Genomic DNA, 21174 nt, shown 5'->3' on the forward strand with positions numbered 1-21174 from the left:
GTCTCCTGGGAGGTGGGCCGTGTCCGCACTGCGCCAGTACCTGGGCGTCTGGCGGATTCCCGGCGCCCCACTGCTGCTGCTTCTCGGTGTCGTCGGCCGGCTCGGCATCGGCATGACACCGCTGGCGTTGCTGCTGGTCGTGGAGCAGGTCACCGGCCGGTACTCCCTCGCCGCCGTGGCCGGCGGGATCTATGCGCTGTCCGGTGCCGCGCTCAGCCCGGTCGCCGGCCGGATCGCCGACCGGGTCGGACCAACCCCGGTGCTGCTGGTCACCGCCGTGGCCCACCCGCTGGCCCTGTTCGGGCTGCTCGGGGCCAGTCGCGCCGAGAACGCCGACCTGCGCCTGATCTACCTGGCGGCCGGGCTGGCCGGGGCCACCTACCCGCCGCTGACCGCCGCCATCCGGGGAGCCTGGAACGACCTGACCGCCCCGTCGACCGGCCGCTACCAGCTGCGCAACACCGCACTGGCCGCCGAGACGTCGCTGTTCGAGGTCGTCTTCGTGCTCGGCCCGCTGCTGGTGGCCGGATTCGTCCTGGTCGCCGACGCCGCCGCCGCGCTGCTCGGCGCGGCAGTGGTGACCCTGGTCGGCACCGGCGGGGTAGCGCTGGGCCGGGTGATGCGCGCCTGGCGTCCGCACGCCCGCGAGCACCACGCCCGAGGGCTCGGCCCGCTGCGGGTCGGCGGCTTCCCGGCACTGCTGGTCTGCGTGGCGAGCCTCGGCATCGCGTTCGGCGCGGCCGGGGTGATCGTGCCGGCGTTCGCCGGCAGCCAGCCCACCGACGACCCGCAGAGCCTGGCCGGCCTGCTGCTCGCCGTCTGGGGGGTGGGCAGCGCCGTGGGCGGTTTCTGGTTCGGGGTACGCCGCCCGGCGGCCAACATGACCCGCCAGTTCGCCTGGCTGCTCGCGGCGGTGGCCGGCACCCTGGCGATCTTCGCGGTGATGCCCGGTCCGGTGTCCCTCGGCATCGCCCTGGTGATCGGCGGGGCCACCATCGCCCCCGCGTTGACCCTGGAGAACACCCTGGTCGGGCGGATCACCCCGACGGGCATGCTCAACGAGGCGTACACCTGGGTGGTGACCATGTCGGTGGCGGCGAGCGCGGCCGGCGGCGCGGTGGCCGGCCTGATCGTCGACCACGCCGGCGGGGTGCCCTGGGCGTTCCTGTTCGCCGCCGGGGCGGTCGGCGTCGGGGCAGCCGTCGCGGCGCTGCCCGGCGGCCCGATCGCCCGCGCCGAGGCCGCCGCCGTCCGCGCCGAACACCCCGTCACGGTCTGAACGGGGTACGCGGCCCCGCTGTCTTCCGGGGTCCGTGCGGCGGGCGGCCGTCCCCGTCGGGGGACGACCGCCCGGCCGGGGCCGCTCTACCTGTAGTTGGTGAACTGGAGGGCCACCCCGAAGTCCTCGCCCTTGAGCAGCGAGATGACGGCCTGGAGGTCGTCCTTCTTCTTGCCGGTCACCCGGAGCTGGTCGCCCTGGATCTGCGCCTGGACGCCCTTCGGGCCCTCGTCGCGGATCTTCTTGCTGATCGCCTTGGCCTTCTCCGACTCGATGCCCTGGATCACCTTGGCGTCGATCTTGTAGACCTTGCCCGAGGCGCGGGGGTCACCGGCGTCCAGGGACTTCAACGAGATGTTCCGCTTGACCAGCTTCTCCTTGAACACGTCCAGGGCGGCGCTGACCCGCTCCTCGGTCTCGGCCTGGAGGCTGATCGCCTCCTCACCCGACCAGGAGATCTCGGCGCCGGTGCCACGGAAGTCGAACCGCTGGGCAAGCTCCTTCTCCGTCTGGCGAAGGGCGTTGTCGACCTCCTGCCGGTCGACCTTGCTCACGATGTCGAACGACGGGTTCGCTGCCATGCTGATGCTCCTGCTTGTCCGGCGGTCTGTCAGGGTCGTCGCGGTGCTGACCAGCCCCACGACCCTCTGACGGTACCCGGTTGCCACGCCCCCGGGGGTGACCGCTATCCTTGCTCCGCTGCCGCGTTACGACACGGCGGTGTGCCCTGGCGGGTTGCCCGAGCGGCCAATGGGAGCGGACTGTAAATCCGTCGCGAAAGCTACAGAGGTTCGAATCCTCTACCCGCCACCAGGTGCACAAAGTGGCCCCTGACCAGCGTGAATGCCGGTCAGGGGCCACTTTCGTGAGTCTCACTCAGTCCTGCTCTGACCCGCTCAATCTCGCCTGTCGCGTCGTATTCGCGTCGGCGTTTTCCGCACCTCCCAGCGCGGCCTCGATCCGGCGGCGGGCGGCTTCCTCCTGGCCGTAGACGCACTTCGCGTAGACCCGCATGAGGACGTTCACACTGTGCCCAGCCCACTCGGCGACCTGGGTAGCCGGCACCCCCGCATTGAGCCAGAGCGACACGGCAGCGTGCCGCAGGTCGTACGGCCGGCGAGCCAGCGGGGAGCGCTGCTGAGCCGGGGTGAGCACCTTTGCCCGCGCATCACGCCACGCCTTCCCGTAGGTGTTGTTCGGGATCGGCTGGCCGGCGGTAGGCACGTATCGCCCGCCGGGGCCGCGCCGGGTCACGAACAGCTTGCCGTTCGATCCGGGCGGGTACTCCGTAACGTGGTGGTCGAGTAGCCGCACGAGCGGCGGCGGCACCGGAACGTCCCGCGTGGCTGCCTTGGCGCGGTGCTTCAACTCCCGGTCTTCGGTGGTGTCGTCTCCGTCGCCCCAATCGCGGCCGACGGCCACCGTCGAGCCAGTGAGGTGCAGAACGCCCCACCCCCCGCGCTGGGCAGGCCGCTCGTATTCGTCTTCCCGCAGGTGAAGCACCTCCTCGGGGCGCAGGGCGGCGTAGTACATGCATCCGAAGAACGCTTCCAGCTCGGGCACCGAGCGCCCCACCTCGGCGAGCAGTGCTCGCGCCTGATCGGGGTTGACCACCGCCCCCCGGTCGACCTCATCGGCCGTCTTCGGCGCGGTCCAGCTCACCAGAGACAGCGGGTGCGCGTCGAGTAGCCGCAGCTCAACGGCGTACTTCAACGCCCCGGAGAAGACGGCCCGCTTACGGGCGATCGTGCTGGCCGACGCGGCGGCACCGTCCATCCGCAGGGCAAGCGTGTCGAGAGCCTTCCGCACCAACGCGGCGTCGGCGAGCGCGGACAGGTTGACGGTGTTGGCTTTGAGCCAGCGCACGGCGGCGGCGAGGTCGGCGGGCGGTTCCCCGGCGTCTCGGCGTGCCTTGTTGAACACCCACCCGTAGAGCGCGGCCCGTAGCGCCTTATCGCTGGGCACACCTCGGTCGGTCGCGAGCAGTGCCGGGGTGACGGTGGCCAGCGTCTCAGCGATGCCCTTGCGGTGCTTGGCCGACGAGCGGGGCCACTTCATGTCGACGTAGGCCACAGCGTGGTCGAACCACGTCCGGGTGTTGAGTGCTCGCGCCATCGGCTCGGGCAGGCCGCTGACCTGATCGAACGCGACGCCTTCCCGCTGCGCAACGATCAGCTTGGCGCGGAAGCTCTCAGCAAGAGCGCGCGTCGCGTAGGTCTTCCGGAACGGCTTCTTCGCGACGAACCAGCGAACGGAGTAGCTGGGCTTTTTCTGGCTGCGGTTCGGGAGGATGCTCCACACCCGGACGTCATAGCTGATCAAGCGGCCTCCTCGTGGTCGTCAATCCAGTTGTCCAGGTCGCGGCGGCGGACGTAGAGGCTCCCGTTCGGGTACTTGATGGTTCGGGGGGCGCGGCCGGTGGCCTTCCAGCGGAAGAAGGTCGACCGGGGTACGCGGAGTTCGTCCAGGACTTCGGCGAGGGTGAGCAGGTTTCCAGTGGGGGTGGTGCGCTTCGGTCGGCTGGTCACGGTTGGCTGTCCTTCCTCGGTGTGGAGGTCGGTGCGTCGCTGGGTGGTCGGGGTTGCCTGGGGTAGCCGTCCCAGCCGTCCCAGCCGTCCCGTTGCAGGTCAGGGCTGGGACGGCTTGGGAGCTGGGACGGCTTAAGCCGTCCCAGCGGTCGGCTGGGCTGCGGTGGGGTGGGACGGCTTAAGCCGTCCCAGGGGGATAACCCGTCCCGGGGCTGAGCTGGGCGGGGACGGCTGGGACGGCTGGGACGCCTCCGCCGGGGGTACGGCTTCGGGGCCGGGGCAGTAGCGCTGCCAGGCGTCGGTGAAGTCGGCTTGGTAGTAGCCCTTGACCTGCCCGTGGGGCGGCCCGAACCGGATGTTCGTGGACCGGATCTCGTACTCGGCCAGGAGTTGACCGAGTTTCATCGCGGTGAGGCCGGTGCCGCTCTTGCCGTACTCGGCCCACGGCGCTTCGGCGTCGGCACGCAGGTGGTCCAGCAGGACGCTGCTGGGGATACCGGGACGGTTCTGGGTGTCGGTCACCCCGGCGGTGCGGAAGATCGCGCGGCAGTCGGCCAGGAGCCGAATCCGGTCGGAGGGAACGGCTGCCCCGTCGCGAAGAGCGGTGAGGGTTTCACAGGCACGGCGCGCCCGGTCGGGCCAGGGTCCCCCGGCCAGGTCAGCGACGGCCACCAGGGGTTCCCAGGTGTCGGCGGCCCGGTCCTCTACGGGCATGGGGGGTTCCGCGGCTTCGAGGGTGGGCAGGTTCGCGCGTAGCCAGGTGGTGAGGGTCCGGGCCAGGATCCGCAGGGCCGGGCCGTCGCGGCGGTGCCGGTAGGGGGCGACCTGCTCTCCGGGTGCGCGGCGGCGCATGCGGATGACGACGGCGCGGTCTTCGATGGTGTCGGGCATCGCGCCGATGCCGGCGAGTGCGGCCATGGCGAAGGTGGGGATCTTCTCCAGGCTGCGGGTGTTGTTGTCCCACCGGATGGCGGGCCGGTTGCGTTGGTGGCCGGCGTTGAGGAGTCCGCGTAGGTCTTCGTTGCCTTCGGCGGCGGCTCCGAAGATGGTGTCGGCTTCGTCGACGAGCAGGGTGGGCGGGTCGTCGCTGCCGATGGCCCGGTAGACGGCGGCGGGGCTGGCGTTGACGGTGATCAGCGGCGCGTAGCAGGTCGCCTCTACGACGTCGAGCAGTCGGGACTTTCCGCACCGCTTCTCCGGGGCGCGGATGACCAGGCGGGGGGCGTGTGCCCATGCGGGTTGGGCGTGGCTGGCGGCGATCCACAGCGTGACCGCGTCGGCGGCTTCCGCCGAGGGCAGGATCACGTACTTGGTGAGGCAGGCGTGTACCTGGTCGAGGATCGCGGCACCGTCTACGGGCTGATCGGTGGTGCTGGTCGGTGGGTTCATGCGGCGATCCCTTCGGCGCGGAAGCCCCCGGTGATGGCGGCGCGGATGTCTCGGTCGGTCTGCTCTGCTTGGTGGCCGGCGGTGGTGAGGGCGGCGACGGCGTCGTGGTGGTTGATGGCTCCGGCGGTGACCATGCGGGCGACGCCTCGGGCTGCCCCGTAGAGGGTGGTCCGGCGTGTGCCCTGCGGGGCGGTGGCGACCGCGTGCAGGTGTGCGGCCAACAGCCGGTCGGGATGGGAGATGCCTTCCGCCTCCCGGGTGCTGGTCGGTTCGTGTGCCGGGACCGGGGTCGGTGCGGGCGGGGCCGGTCGGCAGGCGTCAACCAGGGCGGGGGGCATCTCCTGCATCTCCCGGCGTGGCGCCCACTGGTACGGGCGGCCCGTGCGTGGGTGCACGCTCGGGGGTAGGACCACGTAGCCGCCGTCGGCTTTGACGTCGATGCCGGGGCCGAGTCCCTGCCCCGGCTTGCCCTGACTGCACTGCACCGGCTGTCCGGGGTGCCGGTAGTACAGGTGCAACCCACCCGACCCGGTCACTACATAGGCCGTAGGCGGCAGCAGCCCAGCGGCGATGAGCGCGTTCATCGTGTCTCGTCCGCCGTGGGCGGGGTCGACGTCGACCACGACGGTGCCGGAAGCGGCACCGGTACGCAAGGCGAGCTGCCCGGTAGGGACAGCGCCCACGATCGCGGCGACCCGATCCGGGTCGGTGCTCGCGGCGTAGAAGCCGTGACAGGTCAGGCAGGAGCAGGTGTCCCGGTCGTGGTCGGGGCCAGCGTCGGCGCAGGGCTGGCAGTTGGCGACGGGTCGTTTCGACCGGGCGAGCATGAACACCGGCCACCCGCGTGCGGCGTAGGTCAGGGCGGGGACGACCAGCGAGGATGTGTCAGGCATGGCGCTCCTCTCAGGTTCGTGCAGGGACGTCGATGAGGGTTCGGGCCGTCCGGCCAGCGCGTTGGGGGTGTGGGCCGGGCAGCGGGGCCCTTGCAGGTAGGGGCGGACACCATCGGGGTGGTGGCAGTAGCGCCGTTCCGTACCGATCCAGTGCCCGCACCGGGTGTCGAGCAGGTTCATCAGCCGGTGCCACTCCTTCCGGTGTGGCGGTGGAGGGCAGCGTCAGACGGGTGCCGGCCACTCAGGAGTGAGCGCGCGAAGCGCCCCGTTGATGACTGTCAGTAGCCGCGTGTGGGCGTGCGGGATCGCGCCGGAACGGGTTCGGCGTGGGGTGTGTGTGGGGCGTGTCAGGCGTGTGAGGGAAGGGGGGTCCGGGGGCCGATTTCCGGGCCGTAGCCCCCTGTTGTGGTGTGTGGGTCACACGCCTTCATGGGCAGGTCAGCGGGTGGGACGTGGGGTGGGACGGGGCGTGTGGGTCACACGGTTGTGTGGGGGTGTTGGTGTGTGACCCACACGCCGGTTTGTGTGGGGTCAGGCGGCGCGCTGCCCACCGGCCCGGTAGGCGTCGATGGCCTCACGCAGAGTTGCGGCGAGGTATCCGGGCTTGACGGCGTCGCCGATGCGGACGCTGCCGGTGGCGTTGTGCCGCTCCACCCCGACATCCCGTAGCAGCCGGTTGAGTTCGGTGCCGAGGGTGGCCGGGTCCATGTCGAGGCGGGCGGCGAGGTCTCCGGTGTGGATGCGCCCGCCGTTGGCCTCCGTAGCGTCGAGAGCGCGGGTCAGCAACTCCGGCACTGGGTTGGGGTTGAGGTGGTTGAGGGCGGTGGTCATGTCGATGCCGAGTTCGGTCACGTTGCGGGCCGCGATGGTGCGGAAGCGATCGAGGGCGGCGTCGAGGGTGTCTCCCGGGATCGGGTCGAACAGGTGGGCAATGTCCCCACCGGTACCGCCGTTGGTGGTGCCGGTGGCCGGTGCTGACGTGATCGGCGGGGTCGGGTTGGTGGTGCTGGTCGGGGTGATGGTGATGGGGTCGGTGAACAGGGTCGGCATGGTGCGCGTCCACCGGTCGGCGTACGCGCGGGTGCCCTTGACCGCGACCTTGCCGGCCAGCTGCTGCGACACCGCGTCGAGGTCGGGCCGCCAGGGGGCGACGGCGACGGCGGCGGCGTCGATGCGGGCCGGGTCGGTGCGGTAGCCCTTGAACGGCATCGGCGCGGCCTCGCCGGGGGTGCCGGCGAGCAGGAACCCCGTTCCCTGGTAGGGGGCGGCTTCGGCGTCGATGTTGTACTTCCAGCCGAACAGGTAGTTCAGTTCCTTGTCGTCGGTGACCCGCATGCCGATGCGGATGCGGGCTTGTTCCTTGATGGCGATCGGCAGGTAGTCGTCGGTGGCCCGCAGCGCGCAGCACAGGGTGCGGACTCCGGCGGCACGTCCGGTGTCGCTGATCTGGGCGAGCATGTTGACGATGTGTGGCGGGATGGTCTTGATCTCGTCCACGACGATCACGATCTCGGGCAGGTCCGGGCCGACCGGGATCTTGTCGTCGTTCGCCGCGCGCATGCGCTGCTGGTAGGCGGGTTTGCGGCCGTTGATGATCTCGATCGCGGCGCGGACCATGATCTCCGCTTCCCCGATGCTGGTCGCCACCCAGTCGACGGCGGGGCGGGGTGCGCGTCCTTCGGCGTAGGGGGTGACCCACGGTCGGGATAGGCCACCACCGGCGAGGTCGATTTGCCACACGAGGGTGTCGACGCAGCGGACGAGTTGGGTGTTGATGGTCTGGAGCTGGTTGGTTTTGCCGCTGTCGGTCTGTCCGACCAGCACTCCGCAGGCGTAGCGCAGGTTGATGACGGCCTGTTCGCCGTTGCGCAGCGGCCCGATAGCAAGGGGGTTGTTGATGGACAGAGGGCTGTAGTCGTCGAGGTGGTGATCCTGGGACAGGGCGTTGACGGTGGAGACGTGCAGCAGCACGGCACCGCGGCTGTCTCCTGGCTCTACCGTCACCTCGCAGCCGTGGGGGAGTCTCGCGTCGGCGGCGAGTCCTTCGGTGCGGCGGGCGATGTCCCGCCACGTCGCCCCACCCGTCGGGAGGTCGGCGTCGAGGGTGAACCCGGTGCGGGTCGGCCAGCCCTGCACGTTCCGGACGGTGACCTTCACGTCGGTGACCCGGGCGATGCGGGCTTCCCACGCGGCGGCGAGCCGGTCCCGGCGGGCGGCGGCGTCGACCAGGGCGGCCCGCTGCTGCGCGGCGTCGGCCCGGCGGCGGCGGGTGCGGCCGATCGCGGTCGCGGCGGTAGCGAACCCGGCCGTGCCGGCGGCCAGGGTGCCCAGTGCCCACCCGGACCACACGGCGTCGGTCATCAGGGCGGTGGTGGCCCAGGTACCGGGCATCATCCAGCAGCAGCCCCGCCACAGCAGCCGGTGCCCGGGAAGGTCGTCGACCATGCCGGCGGCGACGGCACCGGCAGCGCCGAGCGCCCCACCGATCGCGGCGAACGGACCCGGCACATCGGCGGCGGCGGCGATCCCCGCCGCGCCGAGAGTGGCCCCGGCGGCGTTGAGCGCGCCCCACGCGGGGTGGGGGTGCCGCCAATGCCAGGTAGACAGGGCATAGGTGAGCCAGTGCCCAGCCCGCCTCCGGGCCGGCTTGGTCGGGGTGCTGGTGGGGGTGGCCCCCGGCGCGGGGGCCGGGGGCACGATCGGACTGTCGGTGGTGGTCATCAGACGTTCCATTCCTGCTCGTTGGTGCGGGGGGCTTCCCGCCGGGCGAGGTCGCGTTCGTGGACCTTGCGGAACACCGGGGCGATGGTTTCGGCGGCGGCGATCGTGGCCCGCTGCACCTGGTACAGCGCGGCGAGGGCTTCGACCACGCGCGGGTCGACGGGCCGTTCGGCGTGGGTGCGCAACGCCATCGCCTTCAACCCCTCAGCGATGTCGAGCATCGCGGCGGGCATCTGCGCCAGGTGCGCCCCGAACTCGTACATGTCGTCGGGGGTGTAGCGGGACGCGGCGGACCGGAACTCCGATGCCGCGCCGGGAAGGGGGAACTGACCCATCAGTGCACCTCCTGCGGTGATCTCCTGCGACCCGACCAGCACGGCCGGGCCGTCGCCGTTCGTGGTGGTGCCGGCGGCTTGGGTGCCGTCGGCAGGCTTGACCTCGGGGCTGTCGGCGTTGGGTTTGGTGGCGGTGTCGATGGCCTTGCGGGCTTCCTCCGCCCGCCGGGCCGCCTCATCCGCGCTGCCGACCGGCTTCGGGGACGACTTCCGGCCGTTCCTGCCCCGAGAACCGGTCCCCGTGAGGGGACGGAATCCGGGATCGCTGATCACGTGCGGCTTCCGACCCTTGCCCTTGCCGGACCGGCCGAACAGGCCCCCACCACCGGGGGAGCCCTTCCCGCTGCCGCCCGGCTTGCGGCCGAACAACCCGCCCCCGGTGCCGCCGCCGCTGCCCTTGCCGGGCTTGCGTCCGAACAGGCCACCACCGGCAGAGGGCTTGTTCTTGCCGGACCGACTGAACGGGCCACCAGCGGTCGGCTTGCCGGTGCCACCGTGCTTGCCACCCGGCTTACTGCGACCGAACACCCCGCCGCCGCTGCCCTTGCCGCCGCCGGGCCTGTTCCGACCCCGGCCACCGGCCGTGCCGCCGCCACCGGCGGCGGTGCGGCGGGAGGGACGGGCCGACTGCCCGGTACGCCCGGTGCCGTCACGGCGTGCCCGGTCCCGCCTGGCCTTCCGGTCGGCCACGGCGAGTCCGGCGGCGGCGGTCGCGGCAGCGGCCAACAGCAGCGCACCGAACCCGGTCGCCCCGGCCCACACCGCCCCACCACCCACCGCCGCCATATCGGCGGCGCTGATCAGCAGCGCCCCACCGGGAAACCCGACCGGCCCGTCATCCTCGGCCGGGCCGCTCGGGTCGTCGTCGGCAGGCTGGCCGGTCGGTTCGTCGGCCTCGGACAGCGGCAGGTCGTCGCCGGCCGTCTCCGGGCTGGTCGGCTCCGGGGCTTCCTGCTCTACCGGGGCCGCCTCGATGGTGTCGGTGCTCATCGCGGACCAGCCCACGACCGCAGCACCCACCGCATCACCACGTAGCCGCCCGACCCGACCAGCAGGATCAACAGCAGCCACGCGGTGAGCTGCGCGTCACGGGCCATGCCGTACCCGGCCGTGAACACCCCGACCGGGACACCCACGGTGGTGGCGGCTACCCGACCGGCCCGCGTACCGGCGGGCGGGTTTGCGTGCTTGAGCATGTTGCTACCTCCCAGGTCAGGCGACGACAGCGAGAACAGCGGTAACGGCGGTGCCGACCAGCCCGGCCACCAGCAGATCGACAGCGGTACGCACCCGCCGGTACTTGCGCACGGCCGTGCGGGACAGCCACACCAGGTGGTGCGCCCGTTCGGCGGCGGCGGACAGCGGCGGCGCGGTGGCCTCGGTCATGAGGTCCCCCGGCGCGGCAGCGGCGTAGCGGACCAGGCCGTGACCACCGCCCAGGCACGGCCGGACCGCACCGGCCAGCAGCCCTACCGCCGTGCCGACCAGGGCGACGGTGGTCACCCCGGCGGCCAGCGCGGGGGCGGGCAGGTCGGTGCGGGCGAGGATCGCCACGCCGACCGTCACGGCCGCTCCGGCGACGGCCATCAACGTGGAGGCTTTGCTGTCGGCGCGGGCGAGTTCGGTGCGGACTTCGGTGATCCGGTCGGTGAACCAGGCCGGATCGGGTACTGGCACCATCAGAGGTGCCCTCCTCTCATATGAGGGGTTGGGTGACCGGACCGGCGGCACAGCACGGGTTTCTGAGGCCATTGGGGCTGTGCCGCCGGGCGGGGTCAGGTACGGCTGCGGCGGCTGGTCACCAGCAGCGCGGCGGAAGCCATGACCATCAGCCCGTCGACGGCGAGGGGGCCGATGGCGATGGTGAGCGGGTCTTCGCCGAAGTGGGCCAGCAGTCCGGACAGGTGCCGGTAGGACACGACGGCGGCGACCACCGCAACCGGCAGCACACCCGCGACCCGGGCGAACACGGAACTTGCCCCGTTGCCCCAGGGGATGCGGGTCAGGATCTCCACCGTCACGAACAGGGCCACCGGCCAGAACACCGACAACGCCACCGCCAGAGGCGACGGCGACCACCCCGGGCCGGGTGCCCATCCGGCGGGTGCGCCGTCGGGCGGGTTCGGGAGGTAGGTGTGCGCCACGTTCGCGGCGATCGACACCACCCCGCCCAGGATCACCCCGACGTATGCCCACCCCCGACCCGTCGGACGGGCGGCGGTCGGGGTGGTGGTGATGTTGGAACCCGGGTCTGCGGCGGGTGCTGCCTGCCCCGACACCACCTCGGGAACCTCGGCCACGTCCAGGGCAGGGGCCGGTGTGGGCGGGGCGGGCGGCACCGGGTCCGTGGGCGCGTCCGGGGCGGGCGGGTCGGCGTCCGGGTGCGGGTCCAGGTCGACCGTCGGCGAGTCGGCGGCGTCCGGCGCGGGGGTGCTGCCGGTCGGGGTGGCGTCCGGGTCGACCGGGGGGCGGGTCAGCCGGTCGATGATGGCGTCCGCCTTCGGACCACCCACCCGCAACTCGGTCTTGATCCGGTTCCGCGACGGGACCGTGCCGAGACGGGCGACCAGGGCGTGCGCCTCGGGCATCAACTCGTCTACCGACCGGGGGTAGATGCTCAGCGTTGGCGCGGTCATCAGGCCACCGCCAGCGCGGCGAGCCGGTCAGCGGTCGACGGGTCGAGCGGCCCGGCGGTGTCGGTGAACTCGCGGGCGTAGGCGAAGAACTCCCAACCGTGCCACGTCGGATAGGCGCTCATCGCCCGGTACGGTCGGCCGTCCTTGTCGGTCCCCTGGTACTCGCGGGACAGCAGGTCCGGGCTGTTCAACCCGGCCAGGTGCAACCACGACTTCAACTCGGCGACGCTGTCGAAATCGACGGTCAGCGACCTGCCGTCGGAACGGGTGCGGATCTCGGTCGGGTCGGCCAGCAGGATCAGCTCAGCCAGGACGGCACGACGGTTCTTCCGGTCACTCACTGCGGAACCTCTTTCAACACAGGGGAGAGCAGTCGGTGCACTCTCCGAGGGATCGCGGGATGTAGTAAGGGCGCACCTGGCCGCAGGTCGGGCAGGTACGGCGGGCCAGCAACGCGGCGGCGATGGCACGGCGCTGGGCGGGGGTGGCGGTGCGCTTCGGCCGGGCCAGGTCGACCCGGTAGAGGTAGGCGGCGCGGGTGCCGCCGATGCCACGCCAGAGGACCTGAGCGGCGATCGGCTGCCCGGCGGGTCGCAGGCCGGCGGCGCGGAGTTGACGGCGGGTGGCGTAGCCGGGCGGGGCACCCTGCCACCAGTAGGTGGGGATGCCGTACCGGTTGCCATCCGGATCGTTGTAGGCGGCCCGGATGCGGGACATCAGACTGCGCGAGGCAGGCCGGCCCGGCAGCCGCTGTCGGTGCGGTGGAGAATCTGCTCGCCACCGCAGCCGGGGCAGCGCACGATCTCGCAGTCGTGGCCGCAACCGGTTCGGCCGACCACCGCCAGGTGGTGAGGCACGCACCCGTCGGCGTGCCAGGGCGGGCGAACCGCCGTCGTGGCGGCGCGGGTAACGCGAGCCTCGGCCCGGCGCAGTCGACGCCAGTCCAGCGGCGAGGGGCCGCCCCGGTCGTCGGCGTAGAGCAGGCTGATCTCAGCGTCAAGCACGTCCAACTCAGCGGCGATCAACGGCCACTCAGCGTCAATCGCGGCCAGGTCAACCGGGGTCGGTTCCATCTCGGCGGGGGTCACTTCGATCGGTTCCTCTCGGTACGGCGAGAACGCGACGGCTGCGGGCAGGCCCGACAGCGGCTCTCGTCAGGGGCCAGCGGAGCGAGCGCCCCGCACGCCGTGCAGGTGCGCCAGGTGGCGCGGCTCTTGGTCGTGACACGCACACACGCGGCAATCACGGACATAGCGGGATCACCTCTCCCACGGGGGTAGGTCAGGACGGGTAAGCAGGGGCGGTCCGGGCGTCACACGGACCAGCAGCAGAGCGCCGGGGCCGGGGTCGCGCTGTGACAGCGCGACCCCATCCACGACGGGGATCAGAGGCAGAAGCAACCGCGCGCCAAGATCAGCCCACTCGGCCCGCTCCCCCGGGATCTACCGGGATCGGCCACCATGTGGATCAAGGCGGGCATACCGCAGACGGATCAAACGCGGCGCTTCTGCTGTGAAGTTCTCAATGAACGACCACACGACCGGCCCGTGGGCGTGCGGCGCGGCGCGCGCCAGCCTTCCCCGGCTTCCGTTCGGTTTGCCCTGCCTGGCTAGCCAGGTTGGACGTGATGAACCTAAGTCGACTTGGCTAGTCAGGTCAAGGGGGCGCGGCAAACTTTCCTGACTTGGCTAGTCAGCGCTACCGTGATGGGGTGAGCGAGAACCTTGACTTCCTCGGCGAGCTGGACCCCGACGACCCCAAACAGGCTTCGCAGCAGATCGCGAACAAGCTGCGAGCGGCCATCCTCACGCGTCGACTCGCGCCCGGTGACAAGCTGCCGTCACAGCCCGACCTGGCCGCCCGGTACGGCGTTGCCCGGGAGACAGTCAAGCGGGCCTTAGACCTGCTCCGGGCGGAACGGCTTATCGTGTCCCGGCAGGGCAGCGGCGCGTTCGTTCGTGCGCAGACACAGCGAGCGGTGGAGCTGCGGCCCCACATCGAAGCGGCTTTCGAGAGGGCGCACGTCACCATCGACTTCGCCGGGTTCTCGGGCGAGACGTTGCGAGACGCGCTTGCCGAAGCGCTCGATAAGGTGCGGGTAGGAAGGCTCGCGCCGGAGACGATCGCGGTACGGGTGCTGATCTCTGACATGACGATGCCCATGGCGCTGCCCGCTCGGGCTGAGACTCAGGCGGATGATCCGGCGGTACGAGAGCGAGCCGAGCGCATTACGCGCCGGGCGGCAGACGGCATCATCGACCAGGTGGCCGAGCTGGGCGACCTCGGCCTGATCCGCTCAACCACGGTAGAGGTACGGATGCACCGGGCATCTCCCCTGTTCAAGCTCTACATCTTGAACGGGGAAGAGGTCTTCTACGGCTTCTATCCGGTCGTTGAGCGCACCGTCTCGATCAAGGGCGAGCCCATGGCGATTTACGACCTGATGGGCAAGGACGTGCCGTTGTTTCACTATGCCGTGACCGACGATGACACGTCTCACGGCACGCAGTTCGTGGAGGCCTCCCGCCAGTGGTTCGACTCGGTGTGGTCGACCATCGCCTACCGGTACGACGGATGAGCGCCGACCTTGGCCGGCTGTTCAGCGGGGTCGGCGCGGTGCTGCTCGACTTCGATGGACCGGTGTGCAGCATCTTCGCCGGGTACCCCGCTCCGCAGGTTGCCGCCGAGTTGGTGGAGGTGCTGCGGCGACGCGGTGTCGACGTGCCTCCTGATCTAGCTGGGGAGCCCGATCCGCTTGAGGTGCTGCGGCGCACCGGGGCGGCCGGCAACTACGGCACCACCTGTGCGGTAGAGGATGCACTCTGCGCGGCTGAGCGCCGGGCCGTAGAGACTGCCGAGCCAACGCCGTACGGCCGTGAGGTCATCGTGGCTGCCCAGCAAGCCGGGATGCCGGTGGCGGCCGTCAGCAACAACTCAGCCGGGGCTGTATCCGCCTACCTAGCTGCGCACCGGCTCGCCGGGTACGTCTCGCCGGTCGTCGGCCGGGCGTACGCAGACCCGGACCGCATGAAGCCCAACCCGGAACCAATCCTGCAAGCCGTGCGTGCCCTTGGTCAGTTGCCGGCCCGGTGCGTGCTGGTCGGCGACTCGCTGTCGGATATCGAGGGCGCGCGGGCCGCTGGAGTAGCGGTGATCGGCTACGCGAGTCGGCCGTCAAAGGTCGATGCTTTCCGGCTCGCCGGGGCGGGCGCGGTGGTTACCAGCATGGGCGAGATTGCCGAGGTTCTGATCGACCGGGCTGAGGGCTGAAATCGGGAGGGCCTGCATCTGGTCGTTTGCTTCGATCGACTACGAAGAGAGACGTGGAGCGCGAAAGTCGATCTCTGTCCCCGGTGCCTGGCGGCATTGGAGTCCCACCACTTCCACCAGCGGATAGTCCGGTGCCGGCGCTTCGGCTATGGAGCATCCGCCGGTCGATTGCGCTGGTCATCGCAACTGCGGTGCTGGTGGTTGGAGCCCTGATCGCTGGAGCGCTTTGGTACGCCGGTTGGCCGAGCCTCCACCGGGCCAGCACCGTCACGGCTGCCACCCTGTTTGACCTGCTGAAGCTCGTCTTTTCGGTGGTGGCGGGTATTGGGGGCGTCGCAGCTCTTGTCGTGGCGTACCGACGGCAGCGCGTTGCCGAGCACGCCAACAAGCTGGCCGAGTTCGCCCATGGGCTAGCGCACGCCGCTGACCTACGCGCGGAGGCTGCCGAGGGCCGGGCCAAGATCGAAACCGACCGAAACGGGATCCGGCTTTTCAACGAGAGATTCGCCAAGGCTTCCGAACAGCTCGGCTCGGACAAGGCGGCAGTGCGATTGGCCGGGGTCTACGCCATGGCCGGGCTCGCAGACGACTGGCGAGACGGTCGCCAGACCTGCATCGACGTTCTCTGTGCATACCTCCGCATGCCCTACACCCCTCCTCAGGAGGCATCAAACAAAGCACTGCCGGCGCAGGCCAACGACGATGCGTCGGCGGCAACCTCGGAGGCTGCTCGGGCCGCTCGCGAGGAGCGGGAGGTGCGTCATACCGTCATTCGACTCATCGGCAGGCATTTACGGCTTGCCGAGGAGGATGCGAATTCTTGGCGCGGCTTCGACTACGACTTCACCGGCGCTGTTTTCGACGGAGGTGACCTCTCTGGCGTGACGTTCAGCACCGAGCGGGTCTCGTTCGACGGGGTGACGTTCGGCGGCGGGCGGGTGTCCTTCGACGGGGTGACGTTCGGCGGCGGGCGGGTGTCCTTCGACGGGGCGACGTTCAGCGGCGGGGAGGTGTCCTTCGACCGGGTGACGTTCGGCGGCGGGCGGGTGTCCTTCGACGGGGTGACGTTCGGCGGCGGGCGGGTGTCCTTCGACGGGGCGACGTTCAGCGGCGGGGAGGTGTCCTTCGACGGGGCGACGTTCAGCGGCGGGGAGGTGTCCTTCGACCGGGCGACGTTCAGCGGCGGGGAGGTGTCCTTCGACCGGGCGACGTTCAGCGGCGGGGAGGTGTCCTTCGACGAGGTGAAGTTCAGCGGCGGCGGGTCGGTGTACTTCGGCATGGCGACGTTCGGCGGCGGGGAGGTGTCCTTCGACGGGGCGACGTTCAGCGGCGGGGGGATGTACTTCGGCATGGCGATGTTCAGCGGCGGGCGGGTGTCCTTCGACGGGGCGACGTTCGGCGGCGGGGAGGTGTCCTTCGACCGGGCGATGTTCAGCGGCGGGCGGGTGTCCTTCGACGGGGCGAAGTTCAGCGGCGGGTGGGTGTACTTCGGCATGGCGACGTTCGGCGGCGGGCAGGTGTCCTTCGGCATGGCGAAGTTCAGCGGCGGGTCGGTGTACTTCGGCATGGCGACGTTCAGCGGCGGGGCGGTGTACTTCGGCATGGCGACGTTCGGCGGCGGGCGGGTGTCCTTCGACCGGGCGAAGTTCAGCGGCGGGGAGGTGTACTTTGACGGGGCGGATCTGGACTACCCCCCGGAGTTCGACCGATGGCCGGACGGACACCCGCCAGAAGGGCTACACCTGCCCCACGGGTGAGGTTGCGTCGTATCTGCGTCGCGATCCTGCCGATACGGCCCATCTGGCCAGGTCAGGGCTCTGAGCATGGCGCTCTGTAAATCCGTCGCGAAAGCTACAGAGGTTCGAATCCTCTACCCGCCACCAGGGATCGGCAAGGCCCTTGACCTGCGGAAACGTAAGTCAGGGGCCTTCGTCGTCTCCCGCCGTGGTTGACCGCTGCTGACCCTGACCGTCCGGCCGATCGGGCACGCAGCGGGCACGTCCAAGAGCGAGGCCGGTGTGTCTGCTAGGGGCTGCCCATGAAGGTCTTCATCAGCTGGTCCAAGCCCGTGAGTCGCCAGCTTGGCTTGGCGCTCCGTGACTGGCTTCCCGAGGTTATTCAGTCGATCGAGCCCTGGATGTCGAGCGAGGATATTGACAAGGGGCAGAGGTGGGCTTCAGAGGTCGGCGCGAAACTTGGCGAGCTTGGGCAGGGTGTGCTGTGCATCACGGCGGAGAATATAAGGGAGCCGTGGTTGAACTTCGAGGCTGGTGCCCTCGCCAAGTCGCTGGATGACTCCCGCGTCCGTCCTCTGCTGTTGGGCCTTCAGCCTTCGGATGTCACCGGCCCCCTTGCTCAATTCCAGGCGACCGTGGCAAATGACCGCGATGACATGCTGAAGTTCATAACGTCCCTAAACGAATCTTCTGCCGTTCCCTTGGACTCAGTACGCCTGCAGCGTGCGTTCGAGCGCAACTGGGAGGACTTCGGGACGAAACTAGCCGCCATATCTTCGACGCCGCCTCGGCCCAAGCCAACGGAGAAGGTCCGAGGCACACAGGACATGGTCTCGGAACTGCTTGACCGCATGAGGGATCTGCAGCGAAGCCTTGCTCATTCCGTTGAGGAGAAAGATCTACCCCGGATCGCATGGCCTCAGGACAAGGATGGCTACGAGTTAAAGCCGGGCGAGTCGGTCGTGATGGATGGCGAATCAGGGAGTATCGAAAACATGGACAGACGCGGTAATGCGTGGGTGGCCACCGTGCGTCTAGAGAAGAGCAAGAAGCACGTGCGCGTGACCGACATTTCACGCTTGGAGTGGATGCCGTTCTGACCCGTGCCGAGAGCATCCATGTAGCGCGTGGTGTTGCAGCGGATCTCCTCGTCGGGCAGTCGTAGACCGTCCGGGGAGGCTGGTAGCCCTTGTGGTGCCCGGCGAGGTGATCCGCGGGTGGCATCTCTGAGGAGGGCCGGGGTTCGGGGCAGAGCCCCGAGGTCTTCTAATCCTGTGACTCCCAAGCGTGGCCGGCCGGCCCGGCCGATGCCGGCCGAAGGTCGCCAGCAGGCCGGGGCCGGGCCGGCGCGGCCTGCTTGCGGGCCGCCTTGATCGGGCACGGAAGGCCAAAGATCATTCCGCAGGGGCACGCAACGGGCACGCGGGGGAGTCCGAGCCGTCCAGCGGGAGGGAAAAGTGGCCCTGACCTGCCCAGACTTCTATCGATGACCCTGATAACGGGAAAAACTGTAAATCCGTCGCGAAAGCTACAGAGGTTCGAATCCTCTACCCGCCACCAGGTGCACAAAGAAGCCCCTGACCAGCGCGAACGCCGGTCAGGGCTTTTTCTGCGAGTTCACTTTCATCCGACTCCGGCGCGTCGACCCGGCCGCCTGCGTCGTATACGTGTCAGCGTTCGATCATGTTTGCGCGGGAGTGAAGCCCGGTCCAGCGGGTGCCTGTCGGGCGGGAAGCCGGGAGCACCAGACCAATGTGGCGTCGTCGTACGCCTTGGCGCGCGGCCACCTTCTGCCCTGAGGATCGTTGGCCTCTGCCGCCCGGACCCGCCGGATCACCTCGCCCGGCCCTCTCGCAGCGATGAGCGCAAGAACCTCCGGCCAGTCCGCCAGCGCGAACTGGTCCACGATGCGGCTGGCTCCGTCACTGAGCAGGACGGCACCCCTGAGTTCCGAGACAGGTCGGCTTCCGGTCAGCGCTTCCGCTGCCACCCCCGGATCGTCGGCGGCGACCCAGAACCCGCCGGGCCGGTTGCGGTGGGCGCGGAGGGCTTCGATGTATTCGCGGAGCGCCCGGTCGTGTTCGGCGCTCCCGTTCGGGGTGGCGTCCATTGCGGCGCGGTAGCGGCTGCCGACGGCGTCCACCCGCCCGTCGGTGATCACCTCGGGGACGTCTCCGGCGCGGTCGAGGACCAGCACGGAGTCGGCGAGCGCGAGGTAGTCGGCGCGGTCGTCGTCGGTCCGGAAGATGGTGACGGTTGCTGACGGACTGCTCGGATCACTGATGTCGCAGGTGTCCCGGTGCGCATCGGCAACCTCCACGATCGCCTGACCGAGGATGGTGGTGAGGTCCTGACCGTCGTCGGCCGCCAGTTGGCCGAGCAGCGCGCCGCCGAGCCGGCGGGTGTACCAGGCGACGCCGTGGAGACAGGTGGATGTGGTGCCGGACAGGCCGGCACCGTCGAGTAGGACGACGGCATTCGGTACGGCACCGGCGAAGTCCTCGTTGGGCTGGTCGGACTTGGCCGGACGGGTCGCCATGACCACCTGCATCAGCGTCCTCCACGCGGTTCAGAGCCGACGATCCGATTCGGCGGGGAGCGTCGGTGGCTGGCTTCGACTCAATGACCATCAGGATGGGCCAGCCATCCGCACCACCCGGGTAAGAGGATTGCTGATCGATGTGAAGTGTGGGTTATCCGATTTCGGTGGAGCGTTTCCGGGTCAGGGTGACTCCGGCGAGGACCAGTGCGATACCGGCCACGATCGCGGTTGTGACGGCCTCGCGGAGGATCACCCAGCCGAGGACCACGGCGACGACGGGCAGCAGGTAGGTGACCACCGATGCGGCGGTCGGCCCCTCGTCGTCGATGATGCGGTAGTTCAGGACGTAGGCGGCCCCGGTGCCGAGCACCCCGAGTACGAGCAGGCTCGCCACCGCGTCGAGCCGCCAGACCGGCGGCTCCAGGCCGGCGAACGGCAGCGCCGGGACCAGCAGAACGGTGGCTGCGCCGAGTTGGGTCGCCGACAGCATGAGCGGCGGGATTCCGCGCCCGGTCAGGTACCGGCCCATGTAGACGTAGCCGAGCCCGTAGCTGGCGGCTGCGGCGAGGCAGGCGAGGCCACCCCAACTGGCGATCTCGCTCGCCGACTCCCACGGCGAGAAGATGACCACGACGCCGAGGAACCCGAGGGCGAACCCGGCGGCCTTCTTGACGGTGACGGCCCGGTCGACGCCGACGAGGAAGGCCAGCAGCAACGTCCACAACGGCGTGGTCGCGTTCAGCACCCCCGCCACGTTCGACCCGATCGTCTCCTCCGCGACGCTGAACAACAGGTACGGCACGGCGTTGGCGACCAGGGCGGCCACGAACAGGTGACCCCAGAGCCGCCCTTGCCTCGGAAAGCGGAGTCCCCGGGACAGCGCGATCGGGGTGAGGACCAGGAAGCCGAGCAGGAGCCGGGCGAACACGATCTGCACCGGGTTGAAGCCCCGCAACGCGAGCTTGATCCAGAGGAAGCCGGAACCCCACAGCAACGCGAGACCGGCCACCCGGGCGATACCTGCCCAGCTGACCCGTTGACGCTCAGTCTTCAACGGGCATGTCGTAGTCCAGGCCGTTCACGTCGGCGCGCATGACGAACCGGGTCACCTCGAAGGCTCGTCCATCACCATCGAGGCTGGTGTGCAGCAATTCGATCACCGGCACGCCCGGCGGCATCGAGAGCCCCTTCACCTCTTCCGGCGTCGGCATCCGGGCGCTCACCTCCTCCCGGATACGCGCGATCGGGTAACCCAGATCCTCGAACCGCTGGTAGATGCTGCCCCGGCCGAGCTTCTTCGCACTCGCCAGTGGTGATCCCTCGACCACCGCTGTCGGGATGTAGGTCACTCCGACCTGCATGGGCTCGTCGTCGGCGAAGTACCAGTTCTCTCGCCGGATGACCTCCTGGCCGGCGTCGAGCCCCAGCCGCTGGGCGACCTCGGCGGGTGGCTGCACGGTGGTCACCGACCGGCACTCCGTGTGTGGGGTCCGTCCCTGCCGCTCCACCTCGATGCGGAACGGCGAAAGTCCCGTCTCGTTCCGCGCCCGGCGGGAGTACCGGTCGCGACCCATCCTCATCAGCGGACGTCGCAGGCGTACGAACACGCCTCGGCCGTGCTGGGCCTGGGCAAGGCCCTCGGCCTGCAAGATGCCCAACGCCTCCCGGGCGGTGTTACGGGCCGTGGCGTACCTGGCCGCCAGATCGCGTTCGGAAGGTAGTTGGTCGCCGTCGCCGAGGTCACCGCGCATGATCGCGGCCCGTAGCTCCTCGGCGATGCGGCGGCTCGGAGGTTGCCGCTCCTGCTGGTCACTCATCGGATCACCACTCCTCAAGGTGGTACCC

At 70.0% G+C, this 21174-nt stretch carries 21 protein-coding genes and 1 tRNA gene; 6 read left to right on the forward strand and 16 right to left on the reverse strand.

From position 1 onward, the window contains the following. The first annotated feature begins 19 nt into the window (after positions 1 to 19). Positions 20 to 1279: an MFS transporter gene (locus ACWCHM_RS32800; RefSeq protein WP_454221194.1), complete on the forward strand. Its 1260-nt coding sequence runs from the start codon at positions 20 to 22 to the stop codon at positions 1277 to 1279. A gap of 86 nt (positions 1280 to 1365) precedes the next feature. On the opposite strand, the gene ACWCHM_RS32805 is transcribed toward ACWCHM_RS32800, so the two are convergent. Beyond that, a complete protein-coding gene (locus ACWCHM_RS32805) occupies positions 1366 to 1860 on the reverse strand; it encodes a YajQ family cyclic di-GMP-binding protein (RefSeq protein ID WP_088644769.1) in 495 nt (164 codons plus the stop codon). 148 nt (positions 1861 to 2008) lie between these two features. Here ACWCHM_RS32805 and ACWCHM_RS32810 point away from each other — a divergent pair. After that, positions 2009 to 2092: transfer RNA gene (locus ACWCHM_RS32810), tRNA-Tyr, on the forward strand. Between the two features lie 63 nt (positions 2093 to 2155). On the opposite strand, the gene ACWCHM_RS32815 is transcribed toward ACWCHM_RS32810, so the two are convergent. From ACWCHM_RS32815 to ACWCHM_RS32870, 12 genes are all read right to left on the reverse strand, one after another. Next, a complete protein-coding gene (locus ACWCHM_RS32815; RefSeq protein WP_421490041.1) occupies positions 2156 to 3601 on the reverse strand; it encodes a tyrosine-type recombinase/integrase in 1446 nt (481 codons plus the stop codon). Continuing rightward, positions 3598 to 3807 carry a helix-turn-helix transcriptional regulator gene (locus ACWCHM_RS32820; protein ID WP_282344959.1) on the reverse strand — a complete coding sequence of 70 codons (210 nt, stop codon included), beginning with the start codon at positions 3805 to 3807 and terminating at the stop codon, positions 3598 to 3600. The genes ACWCHM_RS32815 and ACWCHM_RS32820 overlap by 4 nt, the downstream gene beginning before the upstream one ends. 132 nt (positions 3808 to 3939) lie before the next feature. Next, positions 3940 to 5196: a DUF3631 domain-containing protein gene (locus tag ACWCHM_RS32825; protein WP_454221195.1), complete on the reverse strand. Its 1257-nt coding sequence runs from the start codon at positions 5194 to 5196 to the stop codon at positions 3940 to 3942. Next, positions 5193 to 6089: a bifunctional DNA primase/polymerase gene (locus ACWCHM_RS32830; RefSeq protein WP_454221196.1), complete on the reverse strand. Its 897-nt coding sequence runs from the start codon at positions 6087 to 6089 to the stop codon at positions 5193 to 5195. The genes ACWCHM_RS32825 and ACWCHM_RS32830 overlap by 4 nt, the downstream gene beginning before the upstream one ends. 531 nt (positions 6090 to 6620) lie before the next feature. Further along, positions 6621 to 8822 carry a hypothetical protein gene (locus ACWCHM_RS32835; protein WP_454221197.1) on the reverse strand — a complete coding sequence of 734 codons (2202 nt, stop codon included), beginning with the start codon at positions 8820 to 8822 and terminating at the stop codon, positions 6621 to 6623. Then, complete coding sequence (locus tag ACWCHM_RS32840; protein ID WP_454221198.1) at positions 8810 to 10135, reverse strand: hypothetical protein; 1326 nt, start codon at positions 10133 to 10135, stop codon at positions 8810 to 8812. Before ACWCHM_RS32840 ends, ACWCHM_RS32835 begins: the two co-directional genes overlap by 13 nt. Beyond that, entirely contained in the window at positions 10132 to 10341 is a 210-nt protein-coding gene (locus ACWCHM_RS32845; protein ID WP_421490045.1) for a hypothetical protein, read from the reverse strand. The genes ACWCHM_RS32840 and ACWCHM_RS32845 overlap by 4 nt, the downstream gene beginning before the upstream one ends. Before the next feature lie 16 nt (positions 10342 to 10357). Beyond that, the gene (locus ACWCHM_RS32850; RefSeq protein ID WP_421490046.1) at positions 10358 to 10825 is read right to left on the reverse strand and encodes a Pycsar system effector family protein; all 468 of its coding nucleotides are present in this window, start codon (positions 10823 to 10825) and stop codon (positions 10358 to 10360) included. A gap of 95 nt (positions 10826 to 10920) precedes the next feature. After that, a complete protein-coding gene (locus ACWCHM_RS32855) occupies positions 10921 to 11781 on the reverse strand; it encodes a DUF2637 domain-containing protein (RefSeq protein ID WP_454221199.1) in 861 nt (286 codons plus the stop codon). Beyond that, the gene (locus tag ACWCHM_RS32860) at positions 11781 to 12092 is read right to left on the reverse strand and encodes a hypothetical protein (protein WP_420117499.1); all 312 of its coding nucleotides are present in this window, start codon (positions 12090 to 12092) and stop codon (positions 11781 to 11783) included. The genes ACWCHM_RS32855 and ACWCHM_RS32860 overlap by 1 nt, the downstream gene beginning before the upstream one ends. Positions 12093 to 12135: 43 nt before the next feature. Next, entirely contained in the window at positions 12136 to 12498 is a 363-nt protein-coding gene (locus tag ACWCHM_RS32865) for an RRQRL motif-containing zinc-binding protein (RefSeq protein ID WP_420117491.1), read from the reverse strand. Next, positions 12498 to 12869 (reverse strand): DUF6284 family protein, encoded by a 372-nt coding sequence (locus tag ACWCHM_RS32870; RefSeq protein WP_454221200.1) that lies wholly within the window; start codon positions 12867 to 12869, stop codon positions 12498 to 12500. The genes ACWCHM_RS32865 and ACWCHM_RS32870 overlap by 1 nt, the downstream gene beginning before the upstream one ends. A 623-nt stretch (positions 12870 to 13492) precedes the next feature. Between ACWCHM_RS32870 and ACWCHM_RS32875 the strand changes: the two genes are divergently transcribed. From ACWCHM_RS32875 to ACWCHM_RS32890, 4 genes are all read left to right on the forward strand, one after another. Continuing rightward, a complete protein-coding gene (locus tag ACWCHM_RS32875; protein ID WP_421484203.1) occupies positions 13493 to 14359 on the forward strand; it encodes a GntR family transcriptional regulator in 867 nt (288 codons plus the stop codon). Then, positions 14356 to 15051 (forward strand): HAD family hydrolase, encoded by a 696-nt coding sequence (locus ACWCHM_RS32880; RefSeq protein ID WP_421490050.1) that lies wholly within the window; start codon positions 14356 to 14358, stop codon positions 15049 to 15051. Before ACWCHM_RS32875 ends, ACWCHM_RS32880 begins: the two co-directional genes overlap by 4 nt. A 131-nt stretch (positions 15052 to 15182) precedes the next feature. Next, complete coding sequence (locus ACWCHM_RS32885) at positions 15183 to 16808, forward strand: pentapeptide repeat-containing protein (RefSeq protein WP_454221201.1); 1626 nt, start codon at positions 15183 to 15185, stop codon at positions 16806 to 16808. Positions 16809 to 17089: 281 nt separating this feature from the next. Then, a complete protein-coding gene (locus ACWCHM_RS32890; RefSeq protein WP_454221202.1) occupies positions 17090 to 17887 on the forward strand; it encodes a hypothetical protein in 798 nt (265 codons plus the stop codon). Between the two features lie 581 nt (positions 17888 to 18468). Here the strand turns inward: ACWCHM_RS32890 and ACWCHM_RS32895 are convergent. From ACWCHM_RS32895 to ACWCHM_RS32905, 3 genes are all read right to left on the reverse strand, one after another. Next, the gene (locus ACWCHM_RS32895) at positions 18469 to 19326 is read right to left on the reverse strand and encodes a hypothetical protein (protein WP_454221203.1); all 858 of its coding nucleotides are present in this window, start codon (positions 19324 to 19326) and stop codon (positions 18469 to 18471) included. 154 nt (positions 19327 to 19480) lie between these two features. Beyond that, entirely contained in the window at positions 19481 to 20383 is a 903-nt protein-coding gene (locus tag ACWCHM_RS32900) for a DMT family transporter (RefSeq protein WP_454221204.1), read from the reverse strand. Next, complete coding sequence (locus ACWCHM_RS32905; RefSeq protein ID WP_454221205.1) at positions 20373 to 21146, reverse strand: GntR family transcriptional regulator; 774 nt, start codon at positions 21144 to 21146, stop codon at positions 20373 to 20375. The genes ACWCHM_RS32900 and ACWCHM_RS32905 overlap by 11 nt, the downstream gene beginning before the upstream one ends. Between the last annotated feature and the right edge of the window lie 28 nt (positions 21147 to 21174).

The organism is Micromonospora sp. SCSIO 07396 (assembly GCF_053667945.1).

What these genes read in the sequence shown, in the direction of transcription:
- ACWCHM_RS32805 (WP_088644769.1), bottom strand. Translation starts at nt 1,860, where the DNA reads ATGGCAGCGAACCCGTCGTTCGACATCGTGAGCAAGGTCGACCGGCAG.
- ACWCHM_RS32825 (WP_454221195.1), bottom strand. Translation starts at nt 5,196, where the DNA reads ATGAACCCACCGACCAGCACCACCGATCAGCCCGTAGACGGTGCCGCG.
- ACWCHM_RS32830 (WP_454221196.1), bottom strand. Translation starts at nt 6,089, where the DNA reads ATGCCTGACACATCCTCGCTGGTCGTCCCCGCCCTGACCTACGCCGCA.
- ACWCHM_RS32835 (WP_454221197.1), bottom strand. Translation starts at nt 8,822, where the DNA reads ATGGAACGTCTGATGACCACCACCGACAGTCCGATCGTGCCCCCGGCC.
- ACWCHM_RS32840 (WP_454221198.1), bottom strand. Translation starts at nt 10,135, where the DNA reads ATGAGCACCGACACCATCGAGGCGGCCCCGGTAGAGCAGGAAGCCCCG.
- ACWCHM_RS32845 (WP_421490045.1), bottom strand. Translation starts at nt 10,341, where the DNA reads ATGCTCAAGCACGCAAACCCGCCCGCCGGTACGCGGGCCGGTCGGGTA.
- ACWCHM_RS32850 (WP_421490046.1), bottom strand. Translation starts at nt 10,825, where the DNA reads ATGGTGCCAGTACCCGATCCGGCCTGGTTCACCGACCGGATCACCGAA.
- ACWCHM_RS32855 (WP_454221199.1), bottom strand. Translation starts at nt 11,781, where the DNA reads ATGACCGCGCCAACGCTGAGCATCTACCCCCGGTCGGTAGACGAGTTG.
- ACWCHM_RS32865 (WP_420117491.1), bottom strand. Translation starts at nt 12,498, where the DNA reads ATGTCCCGCATCCGGGCCGCCTACAACGATCCGGATGGCAACCGGTAC.
- ACWCHM_RS32880 (WP_421490050.1), top strand. Translation starts at nt 14,356, where the DNA reads ATGAGCGCCGACCTTGGCCGGCTGTTCAGCGGGGTCGGCGCGGTGCTG.
- ACWCHM_RS32890 (WP_454221202.1), top strand. Translation starts at nt 17,090, where the DNA reads ATGAAGGTCTTCATCAGCTGGTCCAAGCCCGTGAGTCGCCAGCTTGGC.
- ACWCHM_RS32895 (WP_454221203.1), bottom strand. Translation starts at nt 19,326, where the DNA reads ATGGCGACCCGTCCGGCCAAGTCCGACCAGCCCAACGAGGACTTCGCC.
- ACWCHM_RS32905 (WP_454221205.1), bottom strand. Translation starts at nt 21,146, where the DNA reads ATGAGTGACCAGCAGGAGCGGCAACCTCCGAGCCGCCGCATCGCCGAG.